This window comes from Variovorax sp. M-6 (genome assembly GCF_052114385.1).
GTDB lineage: Bacteria > Pseudomonadota > Gammaproteobacteria > Burkholderiales > Burkholderiaceae_C > Variovorax.
Window position 1 is genome coordinate 78928 of sequence record NZ_JBFREQ010000018.1, and the last position, 22317, is coordinate 101244.

General features: G+C 70.0%; 20 protein-coding genes. 11 read left to right on the forward strand and 9 right to left on the reverse strand.

From position 1 onward, the window contains the following. Positions 1 to 32: 32 nt before the first annotated feature. The 5 genes from AB4Z46_RS20260 to AB4Z46_RS20280 are packed head-to-tail and all read right to left on the reverse strand — an operon-like array spanning position 33 to position 5910. Positions 33 to 1298 (reverse strand): ABC transporter substrate-binding protein, encoded by a 1266-nt coding sequence (locus AB4Z46_RS20260; RefSeq protein WP_442285326.1) that lies wholly within the window; start codon positions 1296 to 1298, stop codon positions 33 to 35. Positions 1299 to 1350: 52 nt separating this feature from the next. Continuing rightward, positions 1351 to 2562 carry a serine hydrolase domain-containing protein gene (locus AB4Z46_RS20265; protein WP_442285327.1) on the reverse strand — a complete coding sequence of 404 codons (1212 nt, stop codon included), beginning with the start codon at positions 2560 to 2562 and terminating at the stop codon, positions 1351 to 1353. Positions 2563 to 2570: 8 nt separating this feature from the next. Then, positions 2571 to 3503 (reverse strand): phytanoyl-CoA dioxygenase family protein, encoded by a 933-nt coding sequence (locus AB4Z46_RS20270; protein WP_442285328.1) that lies wholly within the window; start codon positions 3501 to 3503, stop codon positions 2571 to 2573. Continuing rightward, on the reverse strand, positions 3500 to 5065 hold the full coding sequence (locus tag AB4Z46_RS20275; RefSeq protein ID WP_442285329.1) for a class I adenylate-forming enzyme family protein: 1566 nt from the start codon (positions 5063 to 5065) through the stop codon (positions 3500 to 3502). The genes AB4Z46_RS20270 and AB4Z46_RS20275 overlap by 4 nt, the downstream gene beginning before the upstream one ends. After that, complete coding sequence (locus AB4Z46_RS20280) at positions 5062 to 5910, reverse strand: phytanoyl-CoA dioxygenase family protein (RefSeq protein ID WP_442285330.1); 849 nt, start codon at positions 5908 to 5910, stop codon at positions 5062 to 5064. The genes AB4Z46_RS20275 and AB4Z46_RS20280 overlap by 4 nt, the downstream gene beginning before the upstream one ends. 163 nt (positions 5911 to 6073) lie before the next feature. Here AB4Z46_RS20280 and AB4Z46_RS20285 point away from each other — a divergent pair, with 163 nt between their 5' ends. Continuing rightward, entirely contained in the window at positions 6074 to 7021 is a 948-nt protein-coding gene (locus tag AB4Z46_RS20285) for an AraC family transcriptional regulator (protein ID WP_442285331.1), read from the forward strand. A 25-nt stretch (positions 7022 to 7046) separates the two neighbouring features. Here AB4Z46_RS20285 and AB4Z46_RS20290 read toward each other — a convergent pair whose 3' ends face one another. The 4 genes from AB4Z46_RS20290 to AB4Z46_RS20305 are packed head-to-tail and all read right to left on the reverse strand — an operon-like array spanning position 7047 to position 10218. Next, positions 7047 to 8312, reverse strand: coding sequence for an NAD(P)/FAD-dependent oxidoreductase (locus AB4Z46_RS20290; protein ID WP_442285332.1), 1266 nt, complete (start codon positions 8310 to 8312; stop codon positions 7047 to 7049). 3 nt (positions 8313 to 8315) lie between these two features. Next, positions 8316 to 8708 carry a 2Fe-2S iron-sulfur cluster-binding protein gene (locus tag AB4Z46_RS20295; protein WP_442285333.1) on the reverse strand — a complete coding sequence of 131 codons (393 nt, stop codon included), beginning with the start codon at positions 8706 to 8708 and terminating at the stop codon, positions 8316 to 8318. A 39-nt stretch (positions 8709 to 8747) separates the two neighbouring features. Then, entirely contained in the window at positions 8748 to 9143 is a 396-nt protein-coding gene (locus tag AB4Z46_RS20300; RefSeq protein WP_442285334.1) for a RidA family protein, read from the reverse strand. Positions 9144 to 9192: 49 nt separating this feature from the next. Then, complete coding sequence (locus AB4Z46_RS20305; protein ID WP_442285335.1) at positions 9193 to 10218, reverse strand: aromatic ring-hydroxylating oxygenase subunit alpha; 1026 nt, start codon at positions 10216 to 10218, stop codon at positions 9193 to 9195. Between the two features lie 193 nt (positions 10219 to 10411). Here AB4Z46_RS20305 and AB4Z46_RS20310 point away from each other — a divergent pair, with 193 nt between their 5' ends. From AB4Z46_RS20310 to AB4Z46_RS20355, 10 genes are all read left to right on the forward strand, one after another. Then, a complete protein-coding gene (locus AB4Z46_RS20310) occupies positions 10412 to 13171 on the forward strand; it encodes a LuxR C-terminal-related transcriptional regulator (RefSeq protein ID WP_442285336.1) in 2760 nt (919 codons plus the stop codon). A gap of 140 nt (positions 13172 to 13311) precedes the next feature. Continuing rightward, positions 13312 to 14517, forward strand: coding sequence for an ABC transporter substrate-binding protein (locus tag AB4Z46_RS20315; RefSeq protein ID WP_442285337.1), 1206 nt, complete (start codon positions 13312 to 13314; stop codon positions 14515 to 14517). Then, positions 14514 to 15269 (forward strand): ABC transporter ATP-binding protein, encoded by a 756-nt coding sequence (locus AB4Z46_RS20320; RefSeq protein ID WP_442285338.1) that lies wholly within the window; start codon positions 14514 to 14516, stop codon positions 15267 to 15269. The genes AB4Z46_RS20315 and AB4Z46_RS20320 overlap by 4 nt, the downstream gene beginning before the upstream one ends. Beyond that, on the forward strand, positions 15257 to 15991 hold the full coding sequence (locus AB4Z46_RS20325; RefSeq protein ID WP_442285339.1) for an ABC transporter ATP-binding protein: 735 nt from the start codon (positions 15257 to 15259) through the stop codon (positions 15989 to 15991). Before AB4Z46_RS20320 ends, AB4Z46_RS20325 begins: the two co-directional genes overlap by 13 nt. Further along, positions 15988 to 16917, forward strand: a complete 930-nt coding sequence (locus tag AB4Z46_RS20330; protein ID WP_442285340.1) for a branched-chain amino acid ABC transporter permease — start codon at positions 15988 to 15990, stop codon at positions 16915 to 16917. Before AB4Z46_RS20325 ends, AB4Z46_RS20330 begins: the two co-directional genes overlap by 4 nt. Positions 16918 to 16958: 41 nt before the next feature. Beyond that, complete coding sequence (locus tag AB4Z46_RS20335; RefSeq protein ID WP_442285341.1) at positions 16959 to 18011, forward strand: branched-chain amino acid ABC transporter permease; 1053 nt, start codon at positions 16959 to 16961, stop codon at positions 18009 to 18011. A 48-nt stretch (positions 18012 to 18059) separates the two neighbouring features. Continuing rightward, positions 18060 to 18458 (forward strand): lactoylglutathione lyase, encoded by a 399-nt coding sequence (gene gloA / locus AB4Z46_RS20340; RefSeq protein WP_442285342.1) that lies wholly within the window; start codon positions 18060 to 18062, stop codon positions 18456 to 18458. 89 nt (positions 18459 to 18547) lie between these two features. Continuing rightward, positions 18548 to 19465 (forward strand): FAD binding domain-containing protein, encoded by a 918-nt coding sequence (locus AB4Z46_RS20345; protein ID WP_442285343.1) that lies wholly within the window; start codon positions 18548 to 18550, stop codon positions 19463 to 19465. Then, positions 19458 to 19946 (forward strand): (2Fe-2S)-binding protein, encoded by a 489-nt coding sequence (locus AB4Z46_RS20350; protein ID WP_442285344.1) that lies wholly within the window; start codon positions 19458 to 19460, stop codon positions 19944 to 19946. Before AB4Z46_RS20345 ends, AB4Z46_RS20350 begins: the two co-directional genes overlap by 8 nt. Further along, positions 19943 to 22306, forward strand: coding sequence for a xanthine dehydrogenase family protein molybdopterin-binding subunit (locus AB4Z46_RS20355; RefSeq protein WP_442285345.1), 2364 nt, complete (start codon positions 19943 to 19945; stop codon positions 22304 to 22306). The genes AB4Z46_RS20350 and AB4Z46_RS20355 overlap by 4 nt, the downstream gene beginning before the upstream one ends. Positions 22307 to 22317: the final 11 nt, after the last annotated feature.

Here is a 22317-nt window from a genome sequence, read left to right on the forward strand (position 1 = left end):
CGCGGGGCGACCGGCCACGGGACGCGCGGCGTTCAGGGCTTGGGCGCGTTCGCCGGCCACGCCATGCGGTAGCTCTTGGACGCCAGGTTCTCCGGCCAGATGGTGCGGTACTCGCCGTCCGGCGTGATCTGCTGCATCACGTAGCGCTTCTTCGGGTTCTGGCCCTTCTCGTCGATGACGATGTCGTAGCCGACCAGCTTCGTGAGGTCGGTGCCTTCGATGCGGGTCTTGGCCAGCGCATTGCGAATGGCCTCCGGGTCGGCCTTGCCGGCGCGTTCCAGCGCATCCTTGATCACCCAGGTCGCGACGTAGGCGCTCACCGAGAGCTCGTTGGGCTCGACCTTGTTCGCCGCCACGAACTCGTCCCAGAACTTCTTGGCGAAAGGCGTCGTGATCGACGACTCGTAGCCGGCCCAGCCGTTGGTCGTGAACACCTGGCTCGTGATGCCCTTGCCCACCAGCGGAATGAAGTTGCTGTCGATCTGCCCGCCCGCGCTGCCGACGTAGGCCATCGCGCCCACCTGCATCTGCGCCAGCAGCTTGTGCAGTTGCACGGCGTCGGCCGAGTAGGCCGTGACCGTGACCACGTCCGGCTTCTTGCCCTTGATCTTGAGCACCAGCGGACGCAGGTCGGGCGAGTTCGGCGGATAGCCTTCGTCGAGCACCACCTCGATGCCGGCCGCCTTGAACTTGGCGCGCAGCGTGTTGGCCATGTCCTGGCCCCAGTCGGTGTTCTCGTAGACCATCGCCACCGTCTTCGCCGGCTTGCCGGTGGCCTTGCCCGCGAACGAGACGAAGTCGGCCATGCTGTCGGCATTGGACGAGGCCGGCACCTGGGTCGGGCGGAACACGTACTTGAAGCCGCGCTCGGTGATGTCGGCCTTGGCCGCGAGGTCGACCACCCAGGGCGTGCGGTACTTCTCGGCCACCGCCGTCGCCGGGAAGGTCACGCCGCTCTGGAAGGCGCCCAGCAGCACGGGCGTCTTTTCGCGCGTGATCAGGCGCTCGACCTCGGTGATCGCCACCTTGGCGTCGCCGCGCGTGTCGACCTCCACCAGTTCCAGCGGGGCGCCGCCCATCGACTTGATGCCGCCGGCTTCGTTGATGTGCTTGACGGCCAGGTGCGTGGCGCGCGACATGTCCTTGCCGATCGACGCCGCGGCGCTGCCGGACAGGGGAATGAGATAGCCGATCCTGACCGGGTCGGCGGCGTGGACCAAGCTGGCGCCGAGCAGGGCACTGGCGGCCAGTGCGCCGACGAGGCCGGCTTTCAGCTGGAGGCGGCGGTGGTTGTTCATGGGTGTCTGTCTCCTGTTGTGAAAAAGAAAGTGCCGGATGGCAGTCGAAATCTCAAAGGGCGCGCGACGCGCCGTCCACGGCTTCGTAGACCGCCTGCACCAGCCGGTCCGCGCGCTCGTTGAGCAGCACGCCGGGGCCCATGCGGTTCATCGTGTAGCCGAAGCCCAGCCGCCGCGACGGCGAGGCAAAGGCCAGCGAGCCGCCCGCGCCGACGTGGCCGAAGGCATCGCGGCCGAAGCAGGCGCTGTCCAGTCCCCGGGCCCGGTTGTCCATCTGGCGCATGAACCCGGCCCCGAAGCGCGTCGGCACGCGCAGGCAGGCGTCGTCGTGCGTGGCGGAGGACACCGCCGTGGCCTTGGCCAGCGTGTCTTCGCGAAGCAGCCGGAACCCGCCGCGCTGGCCGCCGCACGCGAGCGTGCCGTACAGGCGCGCCAGGCTGCGTGCGTGGGTGATGCCGCCGGCCGCGCCGAGTTCGGCCGCATGGCCGGCGCGGCTGTTGAAGCCGCTCGGGCGCCAGCCGCCGGTGTTCTTCATGTACAGCGCGGTGGGACTTTGCGGCTCCTCCATCAGCGCGCGTTCGAACGCGTTGCGCGGCACCGAAGTCGCCGCGGGCGGCGCAATGGTAGCGACTCGCGATTCCTCGCTCGCGGGCAGGCCGATCCAGAAGTCCAGGCCGAGTGGCTGCGCCACTTGCCGGCGGAAGAACTCGCCGAGCGAGCAGCCGCCGATGCGCCGCACCAGCTCGCCGAGCAGCCAGCCGTAGGTCAGCGCGTGGTAGCCCACGCGCGTGCCCGGAGCCCAGAACGGCGCTTCGCGTTCGATGCGTTCGACCATGAAGTCCCAGTCGAAGGCCGCGCCGTCGGGCAGGCGCTCGCGCAGCGCCGGCAGGCCCGCGCTGTGGTCGAGCACCATGCGCGGCGTGATCGCGTCCTTCCCGGCCGCGGCGAAGGCCGGCCAGTAGCGGGCGACGGGCTGGTCGAGGTCGAGTTCGCCGGCCTCGGCCAGCAGGTGGATGCACAGGGCGGTCGCCGGCTTGGTGTTCGAGAACACCACGCTCAGCGTGTCGCGCTGCCAGGGCGTGGCGCCTTCGGTATCGGCCCAGCCGCCCCAGAGGTCGACGACGCACTCGCCATCGATCTCGACGGCGAGCGAGGCGCCCAGCTCGCCGCCGTGGGCCAGGTTGTGCTCGAAGGCCGCGCGCACCGCGTCGAAGGCGGGCGCGCAATGGCCGGCGCTTTGCGGTATTGCTTTCGAAGCGGACATGGCGCGGATCAGCGCGTCAGCGGCGCGCGGGCGCCGAAGCCGAGCAGGTAGCGCGCGTCGTTGGACAGCGTCGGCGCCACGTGCGCGGGCAGCGTGCTCGTGAAGTCGGCGAACAGGCGCAGCCACGAGACGTTGTAGTTGCACAGGATGGCGCGGCGCTGGCCGTCGGTGTCGTTCGGCCCGGACCGGTGCCAGGTGTTCGACAGCCAGATCGCCACCGAGCCCGCCGGTGCGGTGAGGGTCACTTCGCCTTCCAGCGGGTCGCTGCCCCAGGGCGGCGACTTGCGCAGCTTGTGGCTGCGCGGCATCACGCGGGTGGCGCCGTTGTCGGCGGTGAAGTCGTCGAGCATCCAGACGTTCTGCAGCGTGAGCGGAAAGTCGGGCAGCGGCTCGGCGATCTGGCCCAGCGGCGCATCGACATGCCAGGCGCCGCCGCCGGTGTGCGGCCCGATGCTGGTGGACTGGAAGTCGTGCAGATTGCAGTCCTGCCCCATGACGTGGCGCACCATCGGCAGCACCACCGGATGCTCGATCAGCGGGATCAGGTCGGGCGCCTTGTTCAGCAGGTTCCACACCCGCTGCGACCGGTCGTTGTCGAACAGCGTGGGCAGGTGCAGGAAGTTCTTCGACACCTTGTGGATCGGCACCGGCCAGCGGGTGTCGGCGTTGTCGCGGCGGTACTGGTGGATGCGCGCCACCATGCGCTGCGCCTCGGCATCGCTCACGGTGTAGTGCTTCTTGTAGTAGGCGAGGATCTCGGCGTCGTCCTCGTGCTGCTCGTCGTCGATCGCCAGCGGATGCGCCAGCTCGTGGGCCATCACCTCGGCCACGCGTTCGCGCGCCTGCGCGAGCTGATCGGCGTCGAGCACGTTCTCGATCACGGCGTAGCCTTCCTCGGCGAGTTGGGTTTGCAGGGCCTGCAGGTTCAGTTCTGTCTTCATGGTGTCCTTGGGGGAGGGTCGGAGGTCGCGACGGGTTCGAGGGTGTTGCGCGCCAGCTTGCCGACGCTGGTACGCGGCAGCCGCTCGACGAGCCCGATGCGGCGCGGTACCTTGTAGGCCGCGAGCTGCGCGGCGCAGTGATCGAGCAGGCGCTGCACATCGGGCCGTCGGCCGGGCGCCGGCGTCACCCAGGCATGCACCACCTGGCCCATGCGCTCGTCGGGGGCGCCGAAGGCGGCGGCCTCGCCGACTTCCGGCTGCGACAGCAGCACCTGTTCGATTTCGCTTGGATAGACCTTGAAGCCGGCGACGTTGATGGTGTCGTGCTTGCGGCCCTGGATGTAGACGTAGCCTTCGTCGTCCGTCAGCGCGACGTCGCCGGTGTAGAGCCAGCCGTCGCGCAGCGTCCGGGCCGTCTGCTCGGGCAGGTTGCGGTAGCCGGCCATCACCTGGGGCCCACGCACGCGGATCTCTCCGGCCCGGCCCGGCGGCAGCGGCGTCGCACCGTGTTCGACGTCGACCACTTCGAGTTCGCAGGCCGGCACCGGCAGGCCCACCGAGCCCGGCCGGCGTTCGCGGTGCATCGGGTTGAAGGTGAGGCAGGGGCCGGCCTCGCTCATGCCGTAGCCTTCGTAGATCGCGCAGCCGGTCGCCTCCTCGAAGCGCTGCAGGGTCTCGCGCGGCAGCGGTGCGGCGCCCGAGAAGCAGGCGCGCAGGCTGGCCAGCGACTCGCGCCGCAGGTCGGTCTGCTTCAGGATGTCGTAGAAGATCGTCGGCGCCGCGGACATCAGCGTGACGCGATGGTCCGCGATCGCCTGCAGCGCCGCCTTGACGTTGAAGCGGCGATGGATCACCAGCTCGCCGCGCGCGTACAGGCACAGGTGCAGCGACATCGACACCGCCGACACGTGGAACAGCGGCATGGTGCACAGCACCACCTCGGCGCCGCGCCGCGTCGGCAGCCAGGCTTCGCGCTGCGCGATGTTGAAGGCGAGCTGGCGGTGCCGTATGTTCACGCCCTTGGGCAGGCCGGTCGTGCCGCCGGTGTACTGCAGCGTGGCCAGGTCCTCGTGCGTGGGGAGCTCGGCCGGCAGCGCGCAGGCCTCGCCTTGCAGCGCGACGAAACCGCTGCCGTCTCCGGTGCACCACAGCGCCTCGCCGGCCAGCGCCGGACGCAGCGCCTGCAGATCGATCGTCACGCTCTGGTCGTACAGCACCATGCAGGGATCGGCGTCCGCGAGCATGTGGGCGATCTCGCGCTCGCTGTACCCCGGATTGAGCGGCACCACCTGCGCGCGCAGCGCATGCACCGCAAAGGTGGCGACCGCGAGGTCGAGCGAGTTGCGCATGACCAGCGCCACGCGGTCGCCGGCGCGCACCCGCGCGCCGAGCCGCCGCGCGACCGCGCCCACCATGCCGGCGTACTGGGCATAGCTCAGGCGCACGCCCTCGAAGCTGAGCGCCGGGCGGTCCGGCGCTTCGGCGGCGGCGTCGCGCAGCAGGTGGACGACCGATTGCGGAACGGGCGGCAGGGCGTCGGCCCCGCCAGCGATGCGGGTCATTGGGCGTCCGGGCCCGCGTCGCGGCGCTTCTTGAGATCGCTGGCTTCCCACACCGTGCGCCGGCCGCTTTCGCTGCCCAGCAGGGTGATCGGGTCCTTGTTGTCGATGTGGCCGTACTGGCCCTTGTAGATGCTGTAGCCGCACAGCTCCTGCAGGCGGCGCGGCAGGCGCCGGGCCACATCGGCCGGCACGCCCAGCTGCATGTTCTCCTGCTGGCGCAGCCAGCCCGCGCAGTAGTAGCACGAGAGCGCATAGCGGCGCATCGACGTGGTGTTGGCGCCGCCCTTGTGCCACAGCGCGCTGTCGAACAGCATGATGCTGCCGGCCTTCATGGTCGCCTGAACGGTGTCGATCTCGGCGCCGTAGGGCGGCGAGCTGGGCTGCTTGTGGCTGCCGGGCACGATGTGGGTGGCGCCGTTGTCTGCGTTGAAGTCGCTCAGTGCCCAGATGGCGTTGATGGCCAGCGGTGCGCGCGGGCGCGGCAGCGGGATCTGCTGCGTGTCCTCGTGCAGCGGCTGCGCTTCCTGGCCGGGGCCGAGCGTGAGCGAGCACAGCGACGACAGCAGCAGCTCGCGGTCGAGCAGCCGCTCGGACAGCGCCAGCACCTCGGGCTGCAGCGGCACCGTCCAGAACAGCTCGTCGTGCACCAGCAGGTTGTTGATGCGGACCGTCTTGAGTCCTTCGAACGAGGTCTTCGCATAGCCGAAGCCGTGCTCGGCCTCCACCCGCAGCAGGGCCTCGGTGAGGGCGAGCACCCGGGACTTGGGAATGATCTCGGGCAGCACGACAAAGCCGTCGCGCTCGAATGACGCGAGCCACTCGTCCATTTGCTCGGATGACGCCATCGGCGTTGTCTCCATCGTTGTCGAACAGGGCGTCGATGGTTGCCCGAGGCGTCGCCGCGGGCCAGAGCGCAGCGTCCACGGCGAACGTGCAAAGCGTCCACGGCCCCCCGCGTGACGATGGGCGCAGACGCTGGCATGATCGGCGCCATCCTTGACCTGCCCCATGAGCGACCCGTCCTATCACCGCAGCACCCAGATCGTCCGGCCCGGCGAGCAGTTCGCCTATTGGCGCGATGCGATCTGCGACGCCTATGTGCCGCTCGAGCCCGAGCGCGCCGAGGCGCCGAGCTTCCGGGGCCGCATCGACGGCCTGATGCTGCCCGAACTGCGCAGCTCGACCATCACGGCCGAGGCCCATGAAGTGCGGCTGTCGAAAACCGGCCTCGCCCACCAACAGAGCGCGCCCTTCTTCGTGAACCTGATGCGCACCGGCGAGGCGGTGGTGCGGCAGGACGGCCAGACGCTGCGCGCCGGACCCGGCGACATCTACGTGGTCGATTGCGCGTCGGTGTGGGAGGTCGACTTCCGTTCCAGCTTCAGCATGTTCTGCATCGAGATCGACGATGCGCTGCTGCGGCCGCGGCTCGGCCGCCGCGGCCGCCTCGCGTCACCGGTGCTGGCCGGCGACAGCGGCACCGGGCGCATCCTCGCCAACTACATGCGGCTGGTGCACGAGCTGCCGTCGCAGGACCTGCTGCAGGTCCAGTCGTTGATGGTGGGGCACTGCAGCGACCTGCTGTCGCGCGCGCAGGTGACGGAGGAACCGGGCGCCCGCGCCGACAGGGTCCGGCGCGAGATGCGCGACCGCATCCTGGGCCTGGTTCGGCGCCGCCTGTCCGACCGCGGCCTGACGCCGGACGCCGCCTGCGCCGAGCTCGGCATCTCGCGCAGCTACCTGTTCAAGATCCTGGGCGAGAGCGGCCACACCTTCAGCGGCTACCTCCGGCAGTGCCGCCTCGACGAGTGCCACCGGGTGCTCAGGGAGCAGCCGCGGCGACCGGTCGCCGACATCGCCGCCGACTGGGGCTTCGACGAGGTCTCGTCCTTCAACCGAGCCTACCGCGCCCGCTTCGGGCAGACGCCGAGCCAGACGCGCGCAAGCACCGGCTAGCGCTGCGCGAACATCGCGATGGCCGTCAAAGCGCCTTGAGCGACAGGGTGGCGTCATGGACGCAACGCCTCGGCGGCGAGTGTCCCCGCGCCAGCCACCGGCGCGCGGCCATGTGGTCCGCCGGAGCGTTCACGGACTCGACCGCATGCAGCCTTTCATCGTCATAGTGGAAGAGCGAGAAGCTGCCGGGCCTGGGTCCTTCGCGCCGGACCGCCTCGGACCCGGGGCGCCACAGTCCCGCGATCTGCAGGCGGGTGTCGCCCTGGTCCGACCAGAACCACGGCGCCGCCACGTAGGCGGGCGCGCATCCTTCTTCCTCCTGCAGCAGCCGGCGGGCCAGTACTTCGGCTTGTGCCTGGGCGTTCTGCACCGATTCCAGGCGCATCCGTCCCACGCCGGCGGGATGCGGAAACGCCGCGCAATCGCCGATCGCGAAGATGCGAGGGTCCCGGGTGCCCAGGCAGGCGTCGACGGCAATGCCGTTGTCGCAGTCCAGGCCGCAGTCGCTCGCCAGCGCAGTCTCCGGCTCCGAGCCGATACCCGTGAGCAGCAGGTCCGCCGCCAGCGTGCCGTCGGCCAGCGCAAGTCCGGCAAAGCGCCCGTCGTGCGGCAGCAGCGCTGCCACTTGCGCACCCACCCGCACGTCGACGCACGATCGGACATGGACCTCGTGCAGATGCGCGGAGATTTCCGGCGATACGGCACGGCCCAGCAGGCGCGGTCCCGCCTCCACCACCGTCACGCGCAATCCCAGCGAGGCGGCCGTGGCCGCCACTTCGAGGCCGATGAATCCGCCGCCGAGCACGGCCAGCGAGCGCACCTGCTTCAAGGCGGCGGCCAATCGGCGGGCATCGGCGAGCGTGCGCAGCGCATGGATGCCTTCCAGCGCGGCGGCGCTTGCGCCCCAGTCCCCGGGCAGGCCGCGCGCACGCGCCCCCGTGGCCAGGACCAGGCAGTCGTAGTCCAGCCACTGCGAAACGCCGCCGGGCGACAGCGGCCGGATGGCGACGCGCTGCCGGATGCGATCGATGCCCTCGGCGCGCGTCTGCAGGCGCACGTCGATGCCGTGCGCCTCGTAGAACTCATGGCCCAGCAGCGGCTGCATGCCGCCTTCCGGTTCCCGCAGGAATCGCTTCGAAAGCGGCGGCCTGTGATAGGGCCGGTGCTCTTCCTGCGTGACGACCGTGATCTTCCAGCCGCCATCGCGCCAGCGTGTTCCCGCTTGCGAGACCAGCTCGCTGCAGAACTGCGCGGCCGCATGGCCGCCTCCCACAACCACGATCGACGGCATACGCTATTCGCCGATCACCGCCAGCCGGACGCCATCGAGCGCCGGCTCCAGGCGGACCTGGCAGCTCAGCCGCGAGCGCCCGGGCTCGTAGCGCTCGCAGCCTTCGAGAATGGCCGTCTCTTCCTCCGAAGCCGGTGCGATGCGTCCGGCCCAGGGCTGCGGCACATGGACGTGGCAGGTGCCGCAGGACATGCCCCCGCCGCACAGGGCCATGACCGACATGCCGCGATCGCGCAGCAGTTCCATCAAGGTGTGCTCGCCGGCGGCGCTCAGTTGCCGGTCCCCGTGTCGCGGATCCAGGGCGTGGACGGTGATGCGCTCCGGCCACGGGGACGCCGCGGACTCCGGGCCGCACTGCGGCTCGGGACCCGGGAGCGATGGACTGAATTCGGTCATGGACAACTCCCAGGTCGGATGCATCGAGGAGGTCGAGTCCTACTTGAACGAGGCGACGGCCTCGATCTCCAGCAGCAACTCCGGCGCCACCAGCGAGTCGATCTCGATCCAGGTGGAGGCGGGGGCCGCGCTGTGCGCGAACACTTCCAGACGCGTTGCCGCATGCCGCACCAGGGCCGACATGTCTCGCGTGTAGAGGGTTTCCTTGACCAGATGCTCGAAGCCCAGGCCATGGTGCTTCAGCGTCTTCTCGATGTCCGCATAGCAATTGCGGATCTGTGCGGCCATGTCGCCGATGTCGATCGGCTGGCCGTCGGCGTTCCAGCTCACGGAGCCCGCGATGAAGAGCAGGTCGCCGGCCCGGACCGCTTGGGAGTATCCGAACCGGGTCTCGAGTTCGGGGCGCAGAAGATAGACATTGCTTGAGCGTGCCATGGTGATTTCCTGGGTGGTGGGGACAAGGAGGCTGCGGCCTGCATCGGCCTCAGCGGATGAAGTCCGCCGAGGGATGGGCGCGCGGATAGGCGCGCAGGTAGTCCAGGAACTTGGCCAGGAACTTGTCGCTGCGGGTCATGGAACCCGGCCGGTAGTGGATGCCGTTGAGGATGTCCAGGTCCTGCGTGCCGAAGGTGATCTCAAGGTTCGTGCTCACGCGCAGCCATTCCTTGGCTCGAAGTTCCGAGCGATCGCTGCCATCCCCCTTGTGCACCACATTGATGAAGTACGAGAACGACTTGCCGGGTTCCGGCATGCCGAAGGGCGCCGCGAGGCCGAACCACTGACCGTCCAGCGTGCCGTCCTGAATGAAGAGGCTGGTGCCGTAGATGCCGATGTCCCAGTCGAGCTTCTTGTCGCCCCAATGCAGCCACTCGGAGTGGTACATGAAGCCATGCTCGAACCAATTGATGTCTTCCTCCGGCACGAAGGGATTGCCCTCCAGGCCATGGACCGTCAGCAGGTGCGCCGCGTCCGGCGTATTGGCGGCAAAGACCCACGGATCCGCGCTGAAGTCGATCCTCGGGCTGACCGAGACCAGGAGTTCGTCGTCCGGGTAGCGGAAGTTCGGCAGGTCCCAGGTGGGCGTGTCGCCGTTGAAGGCGAACACCACGCCCCAGCGCTCCTGCACCGGGAACGCGTAGACGCAGGCGTTCTTCGGCGCCGGGTCGCCGACGCCGGTCTTCTCGCACCAGCCGTCGCCGTTCATCTCCCACTTGTGGAAGGCGCACTGGACGTTGTTGCCCACGACCGTGCCGATGGAGAGGTCGGCCCCCATGTGCGGGCAGTAGGCGCTCATGACCCGGGCAATGCCGTCGTCGCCGCGGAAGGCCACCACGCGCCCGTCCAGGAACGGACGGCCGATCACCTTGCCCTTGGGAATGTCCGTGGCGAGGCAGATCGGAAACCAGCTCTGGGAGAACAGTCCGTTCTCTCCTTCGGCCGGCACGGGACTCGCGAGCATGCGTTTGCGGGGGGCGCCGGGACGCCGGTCTTGAAGTGCATGGACTTCCATGGAAGCTCTCCTGTTCAACGAGGGATGTGAGGTGACGGATGGATTCTGGGAAACCACGCTCGCGTTGCCACTCACACCCAACAGGGGAGCCCCCGTGTGAGGGACCGTTTTCAGGGCTAACCCCGGTGTGGAAGTTGCTTATTCGTGGCGCAATCGCTTCGCCAGTGCCCCACGATGAACAAGGAAGACGGATATGAGTCCCACGCTCGCCGAACCTGAAGGCGCGCAGAAAGCGTGTCCGGAGACCTGCGGACTGCCGGCCTTGCCCGTGCCCTGCATCGACCGCACCGCGCTGATGCCCGGGCCCGCGGACAGCGTGCGCATGACCACCGTCGTGGCGCCGGCGGGCTATGGCAAGACGACCCTGATGTCGCAGTGGTTCAGGTCGCTGCACCGGGAGGGGCGCGGCGTGGCCTGGCTGTCGCTGGGCCGGGGCTGCAACGGGCTCCGTCCGTTCCTGGAGGCGCTGTGCAGGAGCCTGGTCCTGGCGGGGCTGCATCGGGAGCGGGCGCGACCCGCGCATTCGCTGGACGAGGCCCTGCGGCGGGCAGCCGCCACGCGGCCTTTCACGCTGTTCATCGACAACCTGCACCATGTCCCGAGGGCCGAGCTGGGTGCGTTGTTGCACGAGCTGCTGCAGGCGCTTCCCGCTCGCTGTCAGCTGGTCGTCGCATCGCGCGCCAGGCTGCCCTTCGAGCTCGGCGCCATGATCGTCGACGGCTCGGCCGCGGACATCCCTTGCGAGGCCCTGCGCTTCGACGACGAGGAGGCCTTGCGCTATCTCGCGAACGCGGTGTCGGAGGACGAACTGGCGACCGTCCAGCAACTGGCCGAAGGCTGGCCGGTGGCCCTTCGCGTCTGCCGGGACCTGGCGCTGCAGGGCGGCCCGGCCCCTCGGCCGGACCACGCGCTGGCGGATGCGCTTTGCACCAGCGCCCGCCTGCGCGCCTATTTCGACGAGGAGATCCTTCGCCCGCTGCCGGCCCAGGTGCGCGATTTCGTGGTGCGTCTCTCGGTGCTGGACGAGATCACGGCCGACCTGGCGGAATGCCTGACCGAGTCGCCGGGCGGCGCGGCCATCCTCGAGACCTTGTGGCAGGAGAACCTCTTCATCGCGCCGGTCGACGGCCGCCCGCTCTGGCTGCGCTACCACCGCCTGTTCGCCGCCCATCTGCGCGCCCGCCACCCGCAACCGCCCGAGTCGACGGCCGACCTGCATCGCAAGATCGCCGCCTGGCTGCTGCATCGCGGCCTGTATGCGCAGGCACTGCCGCACATCTGCGCCGTCGGTGACGTGAACTTCATCGCCCGGCTGCTGATCGCCTCGGGCGGCTGGTGCCTGCTGTTTCGCGGCGGGGCGACGGTCGCCCGCATCCTGCACAGCCTGCCGCTGGCCGTGGTGCGCGCCTATCCGTCGCTGGAAATGGCCCGCATCTACCGGCTGGTGCACACGGGCGAGATCACCCAGGCCCGGCAGTGCTTCGAAGATCTCAAGCGCAGCACCGACGACTTCAAGGCGCCCGCCGACGACCTGCACCTGACGCAGGCCGACGGCATCGTCATGGAACTGCTGCTGTCGCTCTACGAAGACCGCACCCTCGGTCCGCAGGCGCTGATCAAGGCCGAGGCCGGCCTCAGCACCGACCTCGCCGAAGACGCCGTCCGCTCCTCGGTCATCCGCGAGCTGCTGTCCTGGTCCTTCTATCACGCGGGCAGCTTCCACAAGGCGCTGTCCATCGGCCAGGAATCGGTCGATCTGTGCGCGCGTGCCGGCATCCCCTATGTCCAGATCTACGCCTACCTCGCGATCGGCCTGTCCGAACTGGCCGAGGGCCACATCGACCGTGCCGCGGGCATCTACGCCCATGCGCAGGCGGAAGCGACGCGCTGCTTCGGCGACGGCTGCAACCAGGTCATGGCGGCCCAGATTCTCGGCGCCGAGATCCTCTATGCGCGCAACCAGGTCGGGGCCTCTCGCAACTGCACGGCCTACTGGCGCGAAGCGGTCGCCGACGGCGACGGCTGGGTCGACCTCTACGCCTCGCTCTACCGGACGCTGAGTTCCTCGATGCGCGTGCTCGGCGACGGTCCGGCCGCACTGGCCGTGCTGGAGCAGGCCCGCCACATGGCGCGCAGCCGGCGGCTCTGGCGGCTCGATCAGATCCTGCAGAACCACCAGTTGCGCGAAGCCTGCCTGAGCGGCGACATGGACCTGGCCGATCGGCTGGCCCGCGTGCTGCAGAGCGAGCATCCGCGCGCCGTGTCCGTGCAGCACCAGGGTTGGCGGGTGTGGTACACGCGGCTGCTGGCGCTGGCGCGGCATGCCCTCGGCAAGCAGGACTTCGCCGCCTGCGCGCAGATGCTGCAGGACATCGACCAATTGGTCTTCTCGGGCACCGGGAACCACAGCCTTTGCCGGCTCGAGCGCGATCTGCTCGAAGCGCGCATGCTGTTCGAGCGCGGCAGCGACGCCTATGTGCGGCCGTTGTCCCGCGCGCTGATGCAGGCCGCCGAGGCCGGGCTGGTGCGGCCTGTTCTCGACGAAGGCCCCGTCATGCTGCGCATGCTGCGCCAGTACGCCGAGGCCTTCAGCCTGTCTCGCGCGATCGCCTTGTTCCTGCAGGAGGTGCAGGCGCAAGCCACGCAGGACTACGTGCATCCGGCCTTGCCTTCGACTTCCGTCCCGGTGGTGGCCGGTCCGGCCCACACCGCCGTGGCGACGGACTTGCTCAGCAAGCGGGAGGCCGACGTGCTCGCGCTCATCTGCGACGGACTCACCAGCAAGGAAATCGCGCGCCGCCTGGCCATCTCGGTCAACACGGTCCTGACGCACCGCAAGAACCTCTACCGCAAGCTCTGCGCGACCACCCGCTCGCAGCTGATCACGATCGCCAGGGAACAGCAGGTGCTCAGGCCTTCGAGCGTCGCCGCACCGTACGCACGCGAGGCCTGAGCCGTCCTTGCAGCCCCTCCGGCGACATGAGGCCGGGCTTCATCACACATTGCATGTGACTGCCTGAAGCCCCGCGCAGCGGCACGATGGCAAGCACTCGCCCAGACCGGGCCCCGTGCTCCATCGACTCGGAAAGCATCATGAAAACTCTTGCCAGAAGACTGGCGGCGATCGCGCTGGCGTCCGCCGTGCTGCCATCGACCGCACAGACACCGCCGCCGATCAAGGTGGGCTTCGCGGTGGCCGAGAGCGGCTGGATGACCGCCTACGACGGCCCTCCGCTCAAGGCGGCGATGCTGCGCATCGAGGAGATCAACCGGCAAGGCGGCCTGCTCGGCCGCCGCATCGAGACCGTGGTGGCGGACACCCGGAGCGAGCGGGAGCAGGGCGCCAAGGCGGGCGAATCGCTCGTGGCCCAGGGCGTGGACCTGCTGGTGGTCTCCAGCGACTACGACTACGGCGCGCCCGCGGCGCTGGCGGCGCGCAAGGCCGGCAAGCTGGCCTTCAGCCTCGGCGCCGGCGATCCGAAGATGGGCCCGCTGGGTGTCGGCCCCTATGTCTTCACGCCCAACCTCGCGGCGCAGGTGGAGGGCATCACGATGGCCGAGTGGGCCTACAAGCGCAAGGGCCTGCGCCGCGCCTACGTGCTGGAGGATCAGTCGATCGAATACAGCAAGTCCGGCTGTGCGGGCTTTCGCGCCGGCTGGACGCGGCTGGCGGGAGACCTCGGCATCGCGGGCTCGGACAGCTTCAAGAACGGCGACGCGTCCATCGCCTCGCAGATCACCCGGCTGCGCGCGGCCTCTCCCGCGCCCGACGCGATCTACCTCTGCACCTACAACCCCGGCGGGGCGTCCGCGATCCGCCAGTTGCGCGCGGCGGGCATCGAGCTGCCCATCCTGGCCAACGTCGGCATGACCGACGCCTACTGGCTGCCCGCGGTGCAGCAGCTCAGCAACTTCTACGTGCCGACCTACATGTCGATCTTCGGCGACGATCCGCGCCCGGCCATCGGCAAGTTCCTGGCGGCGTTCACCGCGCGCTATGGCGCCCGCCCGGAATCCGCGTATGCGGTGCTCGGCTACAGCATGGTGGAGCAGTGGGCGCTCGCGGTGCAGCGGGCCGGCGCCACCGCGGCACCCGCCGTCACCGCGGAACTGGAGAAGTTCCGCGAAGAAGCGCTGACCGTCGGCCCCACGACCTATTCGAACCAGCTGCACATCCAGGTGAACCGGCCGCTGCTCATCATGGAAGTGCAGAACGGCAAGAACAAGGCCATCGAGGTCTGGCGCAACGAGCTGGTGCCGTCGACGCAGCTGCTGTTCCGCATGCCGGCGAAGCCATGAGAACGACGGACCGCGCACGGGTGCTGGAGATCGACAGGGTGTCGGTCCGCTTCGGCGGCATCGCGGCCCTGGCCGACGTCAGTTTCCACATGGCCCCGGGCGAGGTGCGTGGCCTGGTCGGCCCCAACGGAGCAGGCAAGACCACGCTGGTGAACTGCCTCTCCGGCTATCAGCGCCCGAGCGCCGGCGCCATCCGCCTCGGCGGGGCCGACACCGCGGGATGGTCGCCGTCGCGGCTGCGCCGCGCCGGCATCGCCCGGACCTTCCAGGCCGGCCGCCTGTTCGCCGGCCTCACGGTCGCGGAGAACGTCGAAGCCGGGCTGCTCGGCCTGGGTCTGGGCCGGCGCGAAGCGGCCTCCCATGTGCAGGCGATGCTGCGTCTGCTGGATCTCGTGCCCCAGGCCGGGCGGCTGGCCGGGACGCTGCCGTACACGGCCGCGCGCATCGTGTCCCTGGCGCGCGCGCTGGTGCATTCGCCCGCCTTCGTGCTGCTCGACGAACCCGCTGCCGGCATGTCCGACGCGGAGAGCGGACAGCTGGCCGATCTGATCGCATCGCTGCCGTCGCGCTTCGGCTGCGGCGTCCTGCTGATCGAGCACAACATGACGCTCGTCAACGCGGTCTGCGAGCGCATCCACGTGCTCGATGGCGGGCGCACGCTGGCCGATGGCACGCCCGCGGACATACGCGCCAACCCCGCGGTCGCGGCCGCCTACCTGGGCTCCGAGGAGGCCGCGCCATGCTCGATGTAGAAGACCTCCATGTGCAGCATGGCCCCCTGCAGGCGGTGGCGGGCGTGACGCTGCGGGTCGGCCGCGGCGAGGTGGTCGGCGTCATCGGGCCGAACGGGGCCGGGAAGTCCACGCTGATGGCCGCCATCGCCGGCGGCATTCCGTCCCGGCGCGGTGCCGTGCGGCTGGACGGCCAGGCCATCACCGGCCTGCGCGCGGACCGCATCGCGCGTCTCGGCCTGACGCTGGTGCCCGAAGGCCGCCACGTGTTCGGCATGCTCAGCGTGCAGGAGAACCTGCGCATCGGCAGCTACATGCATCGCGACGCGCGGGATGGCATCGAGCACGTGCTGGACTACTTCCCCCGCTTGCGCGAGCGGCTGCACATGCCCGCCGGCAGGCTCTCGGGCGGCGAGCAGCAGATGCTCGTGATCGGCCGGGCGCTGCTGACGCGCCCGCGCCTGATGATGATCGACGAGCCCTCGCTCGGCCTGGCGCCGAGGATCGTGGACCAGGTCTACGAGCTGCTGCTGCAGCTGCGCGAACGCGAGGGCCTGAGCTTGCTGGTCAATGAGCAGAGCGCGACACGCCTGCTGCGGGCGGCCGACCGGGTGTACGTGCTGCGCGAGGGGCGGGTGCGCCTGCAGGGGCATGCCGCGGAACTGCGCCAGGGTGACGCCCTGGCCCGGAGCTATTTCGGCCACGCGGATGCCGGCACGCGATGCCAGGGAGCGGCGCCATGAGCTACCTGCTGCAGACCCTCGTGGATGCCCTGAGCCTGGGCAGCCTGTATGCGCTGGCCGCGCTCGGCATCGGCCTGCTGTTCGGCATCCTGCGGCTGGTGAACTTCGCTCATGGCGATCTCATCTCCCTGTGTGCCTATGCACTCATCCTGCCGGCCTCCGGCGACGGCACGACCCTGCCCATGCTGGCGGTGCTGCCGGCACCGCTGCTGGTCGCCGCGGTGATGCTGGTCGGGGCGCTGGCGGCCAACGGCGCCGACGTCGCGGTCTTTCGCCCGTTGCGCAGGGCGTCCGTGCCGACCTTGATGATCGCCTCCTTCGCCATCGGCTACGTGCTGCAGAACGTGCTGCTCGGCCTGTATGGCGCGCGACCGAGGAACCTCGACCTGTGGTCCGGGTTGAACCGCCAGATCGTGCTGCCCCTGGGCACCGGCAGCGTGCACGTGCCGCTCATGCAGCTGGTGACGATCGCGGCCACGGCCGCCGTCGTCGTCGGGCTGACGCTGTTCCTGCACCGCACGCGCCATGGCGTGCAGATGCGCGCCGCCGCGGAGGACTTCCGCATGGCGAGCTACCTGGGCGTACGGGCGCATCGGGTGGTGGGCCTGGCCTTTGCCCTCAGCGGTGCGCTCGCGGGCATCGTCTCGCTGCTCTATGTCTCGCAGACCGGCGCCTTGTCGCGCACCCTGGGCGTGCCCCTCGTGCTCTACGCGTTCATCGCCACCGTCGTCGGCGGCATGGGCAGCCTGATCGGCGCGGTGCTGGGCGGCTTCCTGCTCGGCGCGGTGGCGGTGCTGCTGCAAGCCCTGCTGCCGCCGGATCTGCGGCCCTTCCGCGATGCCTTCGTCTTTTCGGTCGTGCTCGCGATGCTGCTGCTGCGTCCGGCCGGGCTGATTCGCAGCCGCGCCTTGATGGAGCGCGTCTGATGGCCTCTCCGTTCATTCCTGCATCGAGCTCCCGCCCCGCCATGTCCGCCACGCCTCTCCCCGATGCTTCGCTCGCTCCCGCCGAAATGCCCGCAGGGCTGCGCGGGCTGGCCACCCCGGCCGTGCTGATCGCCTGGCTCGCGGTCCTCACGTTCGTCGCAACGCAGTGGCTGCCGCAGCCGGCACAGCTCACCGTCACCGAGATGCTGATCCGCGTCGTGGTGGTGGTCGGCATGTCGGTCTTCATCGGCAACAGCGGCATCATGTCCTTCGGCCACATGGGATTCATGTGCATCGGGGCCTTTGCCGCCGCGTGGGGCGCGACCGAGCCGCTGGCCAAGTCGATCACGCTGCCGGGGCTGCCCCAGTGGCTCGGCGCGCACCAGTACGGATTCGCGGCCGTCACGGCGGGCGCGACCCTGCTGTCCGCGGCGGTGGCGCTGCCGCTGGGCATCGCACTCGGCCGCCTGGCGGGCATTGCCGCCTCCATCGCCACCTTCGCCTTCCTGGCGATCGTCAACAGCGTCTATGCCAACTGGGATTCCGTGACCGGGGGCACCGGCTCGCTGATCAACATCCCCACCGTCGTCGGGCCGTGGACGGCGCTGGCTTTCGCCTGCGTGGCGATCGGCGTGGCGTTCTGGTTCCAGCAGTCGCGCGTCGGACTGATGCTGCGCGCCACGCGGGAGGACGAAGTCGCGGCCAGCGCCTGCGCGATCCCGGCGTCCCGGGTCCGCTTGGCCGCGTTCGTCCTCAGCGCGGCCCTGGTCGGCATGGGGGGCGCCCTCCATGCCCAGTTCATCGGCGTGCTCAGCGTCGACGCCTTCTACCTGGGCCTGTCCTTCGTCACCCTGGCAATGCTGGTGGTCGGCGGGATCGGCAGCCTCACCGGCGCCGTCGCGGGCGTGCTCGCGGTGACGGCGCTGGTCGAACTGCTGCGCGCCGGAGAAGCCGGCCTCTCGCTGGGCGGCCTGCGCCTGGCGCTGCCTCCCGGCAGCCAGGAGATCGGCCTCGGCATCTTCCTGGCGCTGGTCCTCGTGTTCCGTCCCGCCGGGCTGGCCGGTGCGCGTGAATGGCTGGCGCCGCGCGCTTGAACACCTTCCCGACATTCTTTTTTCTTTCAACCCACTGCGAACTCTCCCATGCGACTCCTTCACACCATGCTGCGTGTCGGCGACCTGCCGCGCTCCATCGATTTCTACACCCGCCTGCTCGACATGGAACTGCTGCGCCAGGCCGACAACGAGGCCTACCGGTACACGCTTGCCTTCCTCGGCTATGGCCCCGAAAGCGAGCAGACCGTGCTCGAGCTGACCTACAACTGGGGCGTGGACCAGTACGCGCACGGCGCTGCCTACGGCCACATCGCCATCGAGGTGGACGATGCCCATGCCGTCTGCGAGCGCGTTGCCGCCGCGGGCGGCCGGGTGACGCGGGCCGCCGGACCCGTCCAGGGCGGCCAGACGGTGATTGCCTTCCTCGAGGACCCGGACGGCTACAAGGTGGAGCTGGTCCAGAAGGGCGGCATCCACGACCTCTGACCGGTTCTCCTTCAGCGTCCCTTCCTCTTTGAATGAAGGCCGGTCTCGCCCGAAGGCCGGCATGTTTCCCCCCCCAGCAGGAGCCCACGATGATGCAAGCCGCCTTGTCACCGCCGACCCGGCATCCCTCCGACCCGCGAACGCCCGGCGCGTCGCTGTGGTGTGGCGACGATGCCGTTCTGGACTGCGACTACGTCGAGCCCGACGATCTGAGCCAGGCGGTCGATGCGTTGCGCACTGCCGCAGGCCATGCCCGGATCGTCGCCGGAGGCCAGAGCCTGCTGCCGGCACTGCGCAGCGGCATGCTGCAGGCCGGCCGGCTCGTGAGCCTGCGGCGCATCGCATCGCTCAAGGCCATGGCCTGCGAGCAGGGCGTGCTGGTCATCGGCGCGGAGGTCACATTCAGCGAGTTCATGGCCAGCGCGCACGCGGCGACGCAGCCCCTGCTGCTGCAGGCCGTGGGCGAGGTCGCCCATCACACGGTGCGCAACCGGACGACCTTCGGCGGCACCATCGCCTGGGCCAACCCCATGGGCGCGCTGCTGCTGGCCCTGGCCATGCTCGACGCGACGGTGGTCACGACCCGGCGGCGCCTGCCGAGTGCCGATTGCGTGGCCGGCGTCCACTGCAACAGCCTGGCCGCCGACGAGATCATCGTGGCCGTCGAGATCCCGCTGCCGCCCGCCGCGCGGCGCTTCGCCTTCCACAAGACCACGGCCCGGCGCTCGGGCGGGAAGGCCCTGTCGAGCATGGCGGTGGCGCTGGGTCCGGAAGACGGCGGCCTGCGCTTGCTGCGCATCGGCGTCGTCGGACTGCAGGACCGCGCCTGGGTGTCGGACTGGCATGCCTGCGCCGTGGGGAGCGATCCTGGAGATGGCGTGGACGCCCTGCTGGCCAGCGCACCCGCAGGACCTCGCTTCGACCCGCTGCTGCCCTCGCCGGCCTACGCGCGCGCGTCCGCCGCGCTGGTGTGCCGCCGCCTTGTCAAGGAGATCCTCCATGCATGACGCCATCACGCTCAACGGCCGGCTCACCCCGCTGCGGGCTCATCCCTGCGATTCGCTGGCCGATGCGCTGCGCGATTCGCTCGACATGACGGCCACGCGCATCGGCTGCAACGAAGGCGTCTGCGGCGCCTGCACCGTGCTGCTCGATGGCCGCTCGGCGCGTGCCTGCATGACCCTGGCCGGCCAGGCCAGCGGCTGCCGCGTCGACACGGTGGAGGGCTACAGCCAGTCCGCCACGCGGCGCCTGCTGCAACAGGCCTTCGTCGAGCAGTTCGCCGCCCAGTGCGGTTTCTGCACCTCCGGCATGCTCGCCGTGGCCGCCGAGTTCCTCGAGGACCCCACGGTCAGCGACCATACGGACGAAGCCCTGATCCTGGAACGGCTGAACGCCGTCATGTGCCGCTGCACCGGCTACCGCAACATCGTGGCGGCCATCGTCCAGGCCGCTCGCCAGCACCAGGAACAAGGAGCCTCGCGATGAACGACCTCACCGATTCGCGCCTGCTGGCGCCCGCAACCTGCGTCGGCAGCTCCGCGCGCCGCCCGGTCATCGAGCGCTTCGCCAAGGGCCGGGGGCAGTACGTGGCCGACCTGCGGCGGCCCCGGACGCTGCATGCCGCCTTCGCGCGCTCCGCGGTCGCGCACGGCCGCCTGCGGGCGGTCGACACCGCACGCGCCGCCGCCGTCGAAGGCGTGGTGCATATCCTGACCGGAGAGGACATCCGGCACATGCGGCCCCAGCCGCAGATCTACGACCTGCCCGAGCAGCAGATCTCCGGCATGCTGCCCCTGGCCACCGACAGCGTGCTGTATGTCGGCCATGCGGTCGCGGTGGTGGTCGCCACCAGCCGCAAGGCCGCAGCCCGTGCGTGCGCGCTGCTGGAGGCCGACATCGAGCCCTTGCCGGTCGTCGCCGGCATGGACGAAGCCCTGCGGGCCGATGCGCCGACGGTGCATGCGCACTGGCCGCACAACCGCGTCGCGACATCGCGCTGGAACAGCGCCGACGTCCCGGCCATCCTCGCCGAATCCTTCCTGGTGATCGAAGGCGTGTTCAACAGCCCGCGGGTGCACGCCCTGCCGCTGGAAACCCGGGGCGTGCTCGCCGAGCCCGGCGGCGAAGCCGGCTGCGTGACCCTCTACACCCCGACCCAGTCGCCCCACCAGGTGCGCGGCCACGTGGCGCACATCCTGGGCTGGCCGGAACACCGGCTGCGCGTGGTGGCGCCCGACATCGGCGGCGCCTTCGGCATGAAGGTGTGGATGTTCCCGGAAGAGCCGGTGATCGCCTACCTCGCCGATCTGCTGGAGCGCCCGGTGCGCTGGATCGAAACCCGGCGCGAGGCCTTCGTCGCGTCGACCCATGCCCGCGCCGAACGCGTGGAGCTGGCCATGGGCTTCTCGCACGACGGCCGGGTCACCGGCCTGAAGGCGCGCGTGGTGCTGGACAAGGGGGCCGATCCCGGCACCGTGTCCAACGGCACGGCCCTGGTGTCCGGGGCCTGCATGACCGGCGCCTATGCCATCGGCGCCATCGACGTCGAAGCCACCGGCTTCGCCTCGCATCGCACGCCCACCGGCGCCTTCCGTGGCTTCGGCCAGCCGGAGGCCAACTTCGCGCTCGAACGCGCCATGGACATCGCGGCGCGGCACCTGGGCGTGGATCCCGCCGAGATCCGTCGGCGCAACTTCGTACCGCCCGAGGCCATGCCCCATGCCATACCGACCGGCCTGGTGCTCGACAGCGGCGACTACGCGGCGCTGATGGATCTCACCCTGGAGCGCTTCGGCTATGCGCAGGCCTGCCAGCGCGCCGCCCAGGCGCGCGCCGAAGGCCGTCGGGTCGGCGTCGGCATGGCGTTCTACACCGAGGTGACCAACTTCGCCCCGTCCTGGCTGACGACCCTGCTGGGCATCCGGACCAGCGGCTTCGACCTGGCATCCATCCGCATGGAGCCATCCGGACACGTGGCGCTGTTCATCAGCCAGACATTGATGGGGCAGGGCCTGGAGGTCGCGATGGCGCAGATCTGCGCCGACGAACTCGGCCTGCCGATCGAGGACATCCTCGTGGTGGCCAACGACACGCAGACGGCCGCGTTCACGGGCTATGCCAGCGGCGCCAGCCGCGGGGCCGGGGTCTGCGGCTCGTGCGTGACGCTGGCATGCCGCCGCCTGGCCGCCCGCCTGAAGACCTGGGGCGCGCATCTGCTGAAGCTCGACCCGGAGGCGGTGGCCATGGAGCCGGGGCGCATCCGCGCCATCGCGGACCCTTCGGCGTCGGTGACGGTGGCCGACATTGCACAGGCCGCCTATCTCTACGTGACGCATCCGGAGGGCCTCGAACCCGGGCTGCTGGACCAGGCCGGCTACGACCCTCCGGGCTTGTCGATTCCCTACGGCCTGGCGGTCTGCGAGGTCGAAGTCGACCCCGCCACCGGCACCGTCGCGCTGCAGCGCCTGGTGTTCGGCCATGACTGCGGCACCCAGATCAATCCGCGGATCGTGGAAGGCCAGGTGCTGGGCGGCGCCCTGCAGAGCGTGGGCACCACCCTGTCCGAAGAGATCGCCTACGACGCCGAGGCCCAGCCCTTGACCTGGTCGCTGCACGACTACGGACTGCCCTTCGCCGGCGATCTGGGCGGCTTCGACGCCACCCATACCGAGACCCCGTCGCCGTTTTCGCTCAATGGCGCCAAGGGTGTGGGCGAAAGCGGCACGATTCCGATCCCGGCGGCGATCGCCAACGCGGTGCACGACGCATTGGGCGGTACGCGCGGCCTGTGCGAGCTGCCGCTCACGCCGGAGCGGGTCTTCCGCTACCTGCACGGCGGGGCTTGACCGTGCTTCGC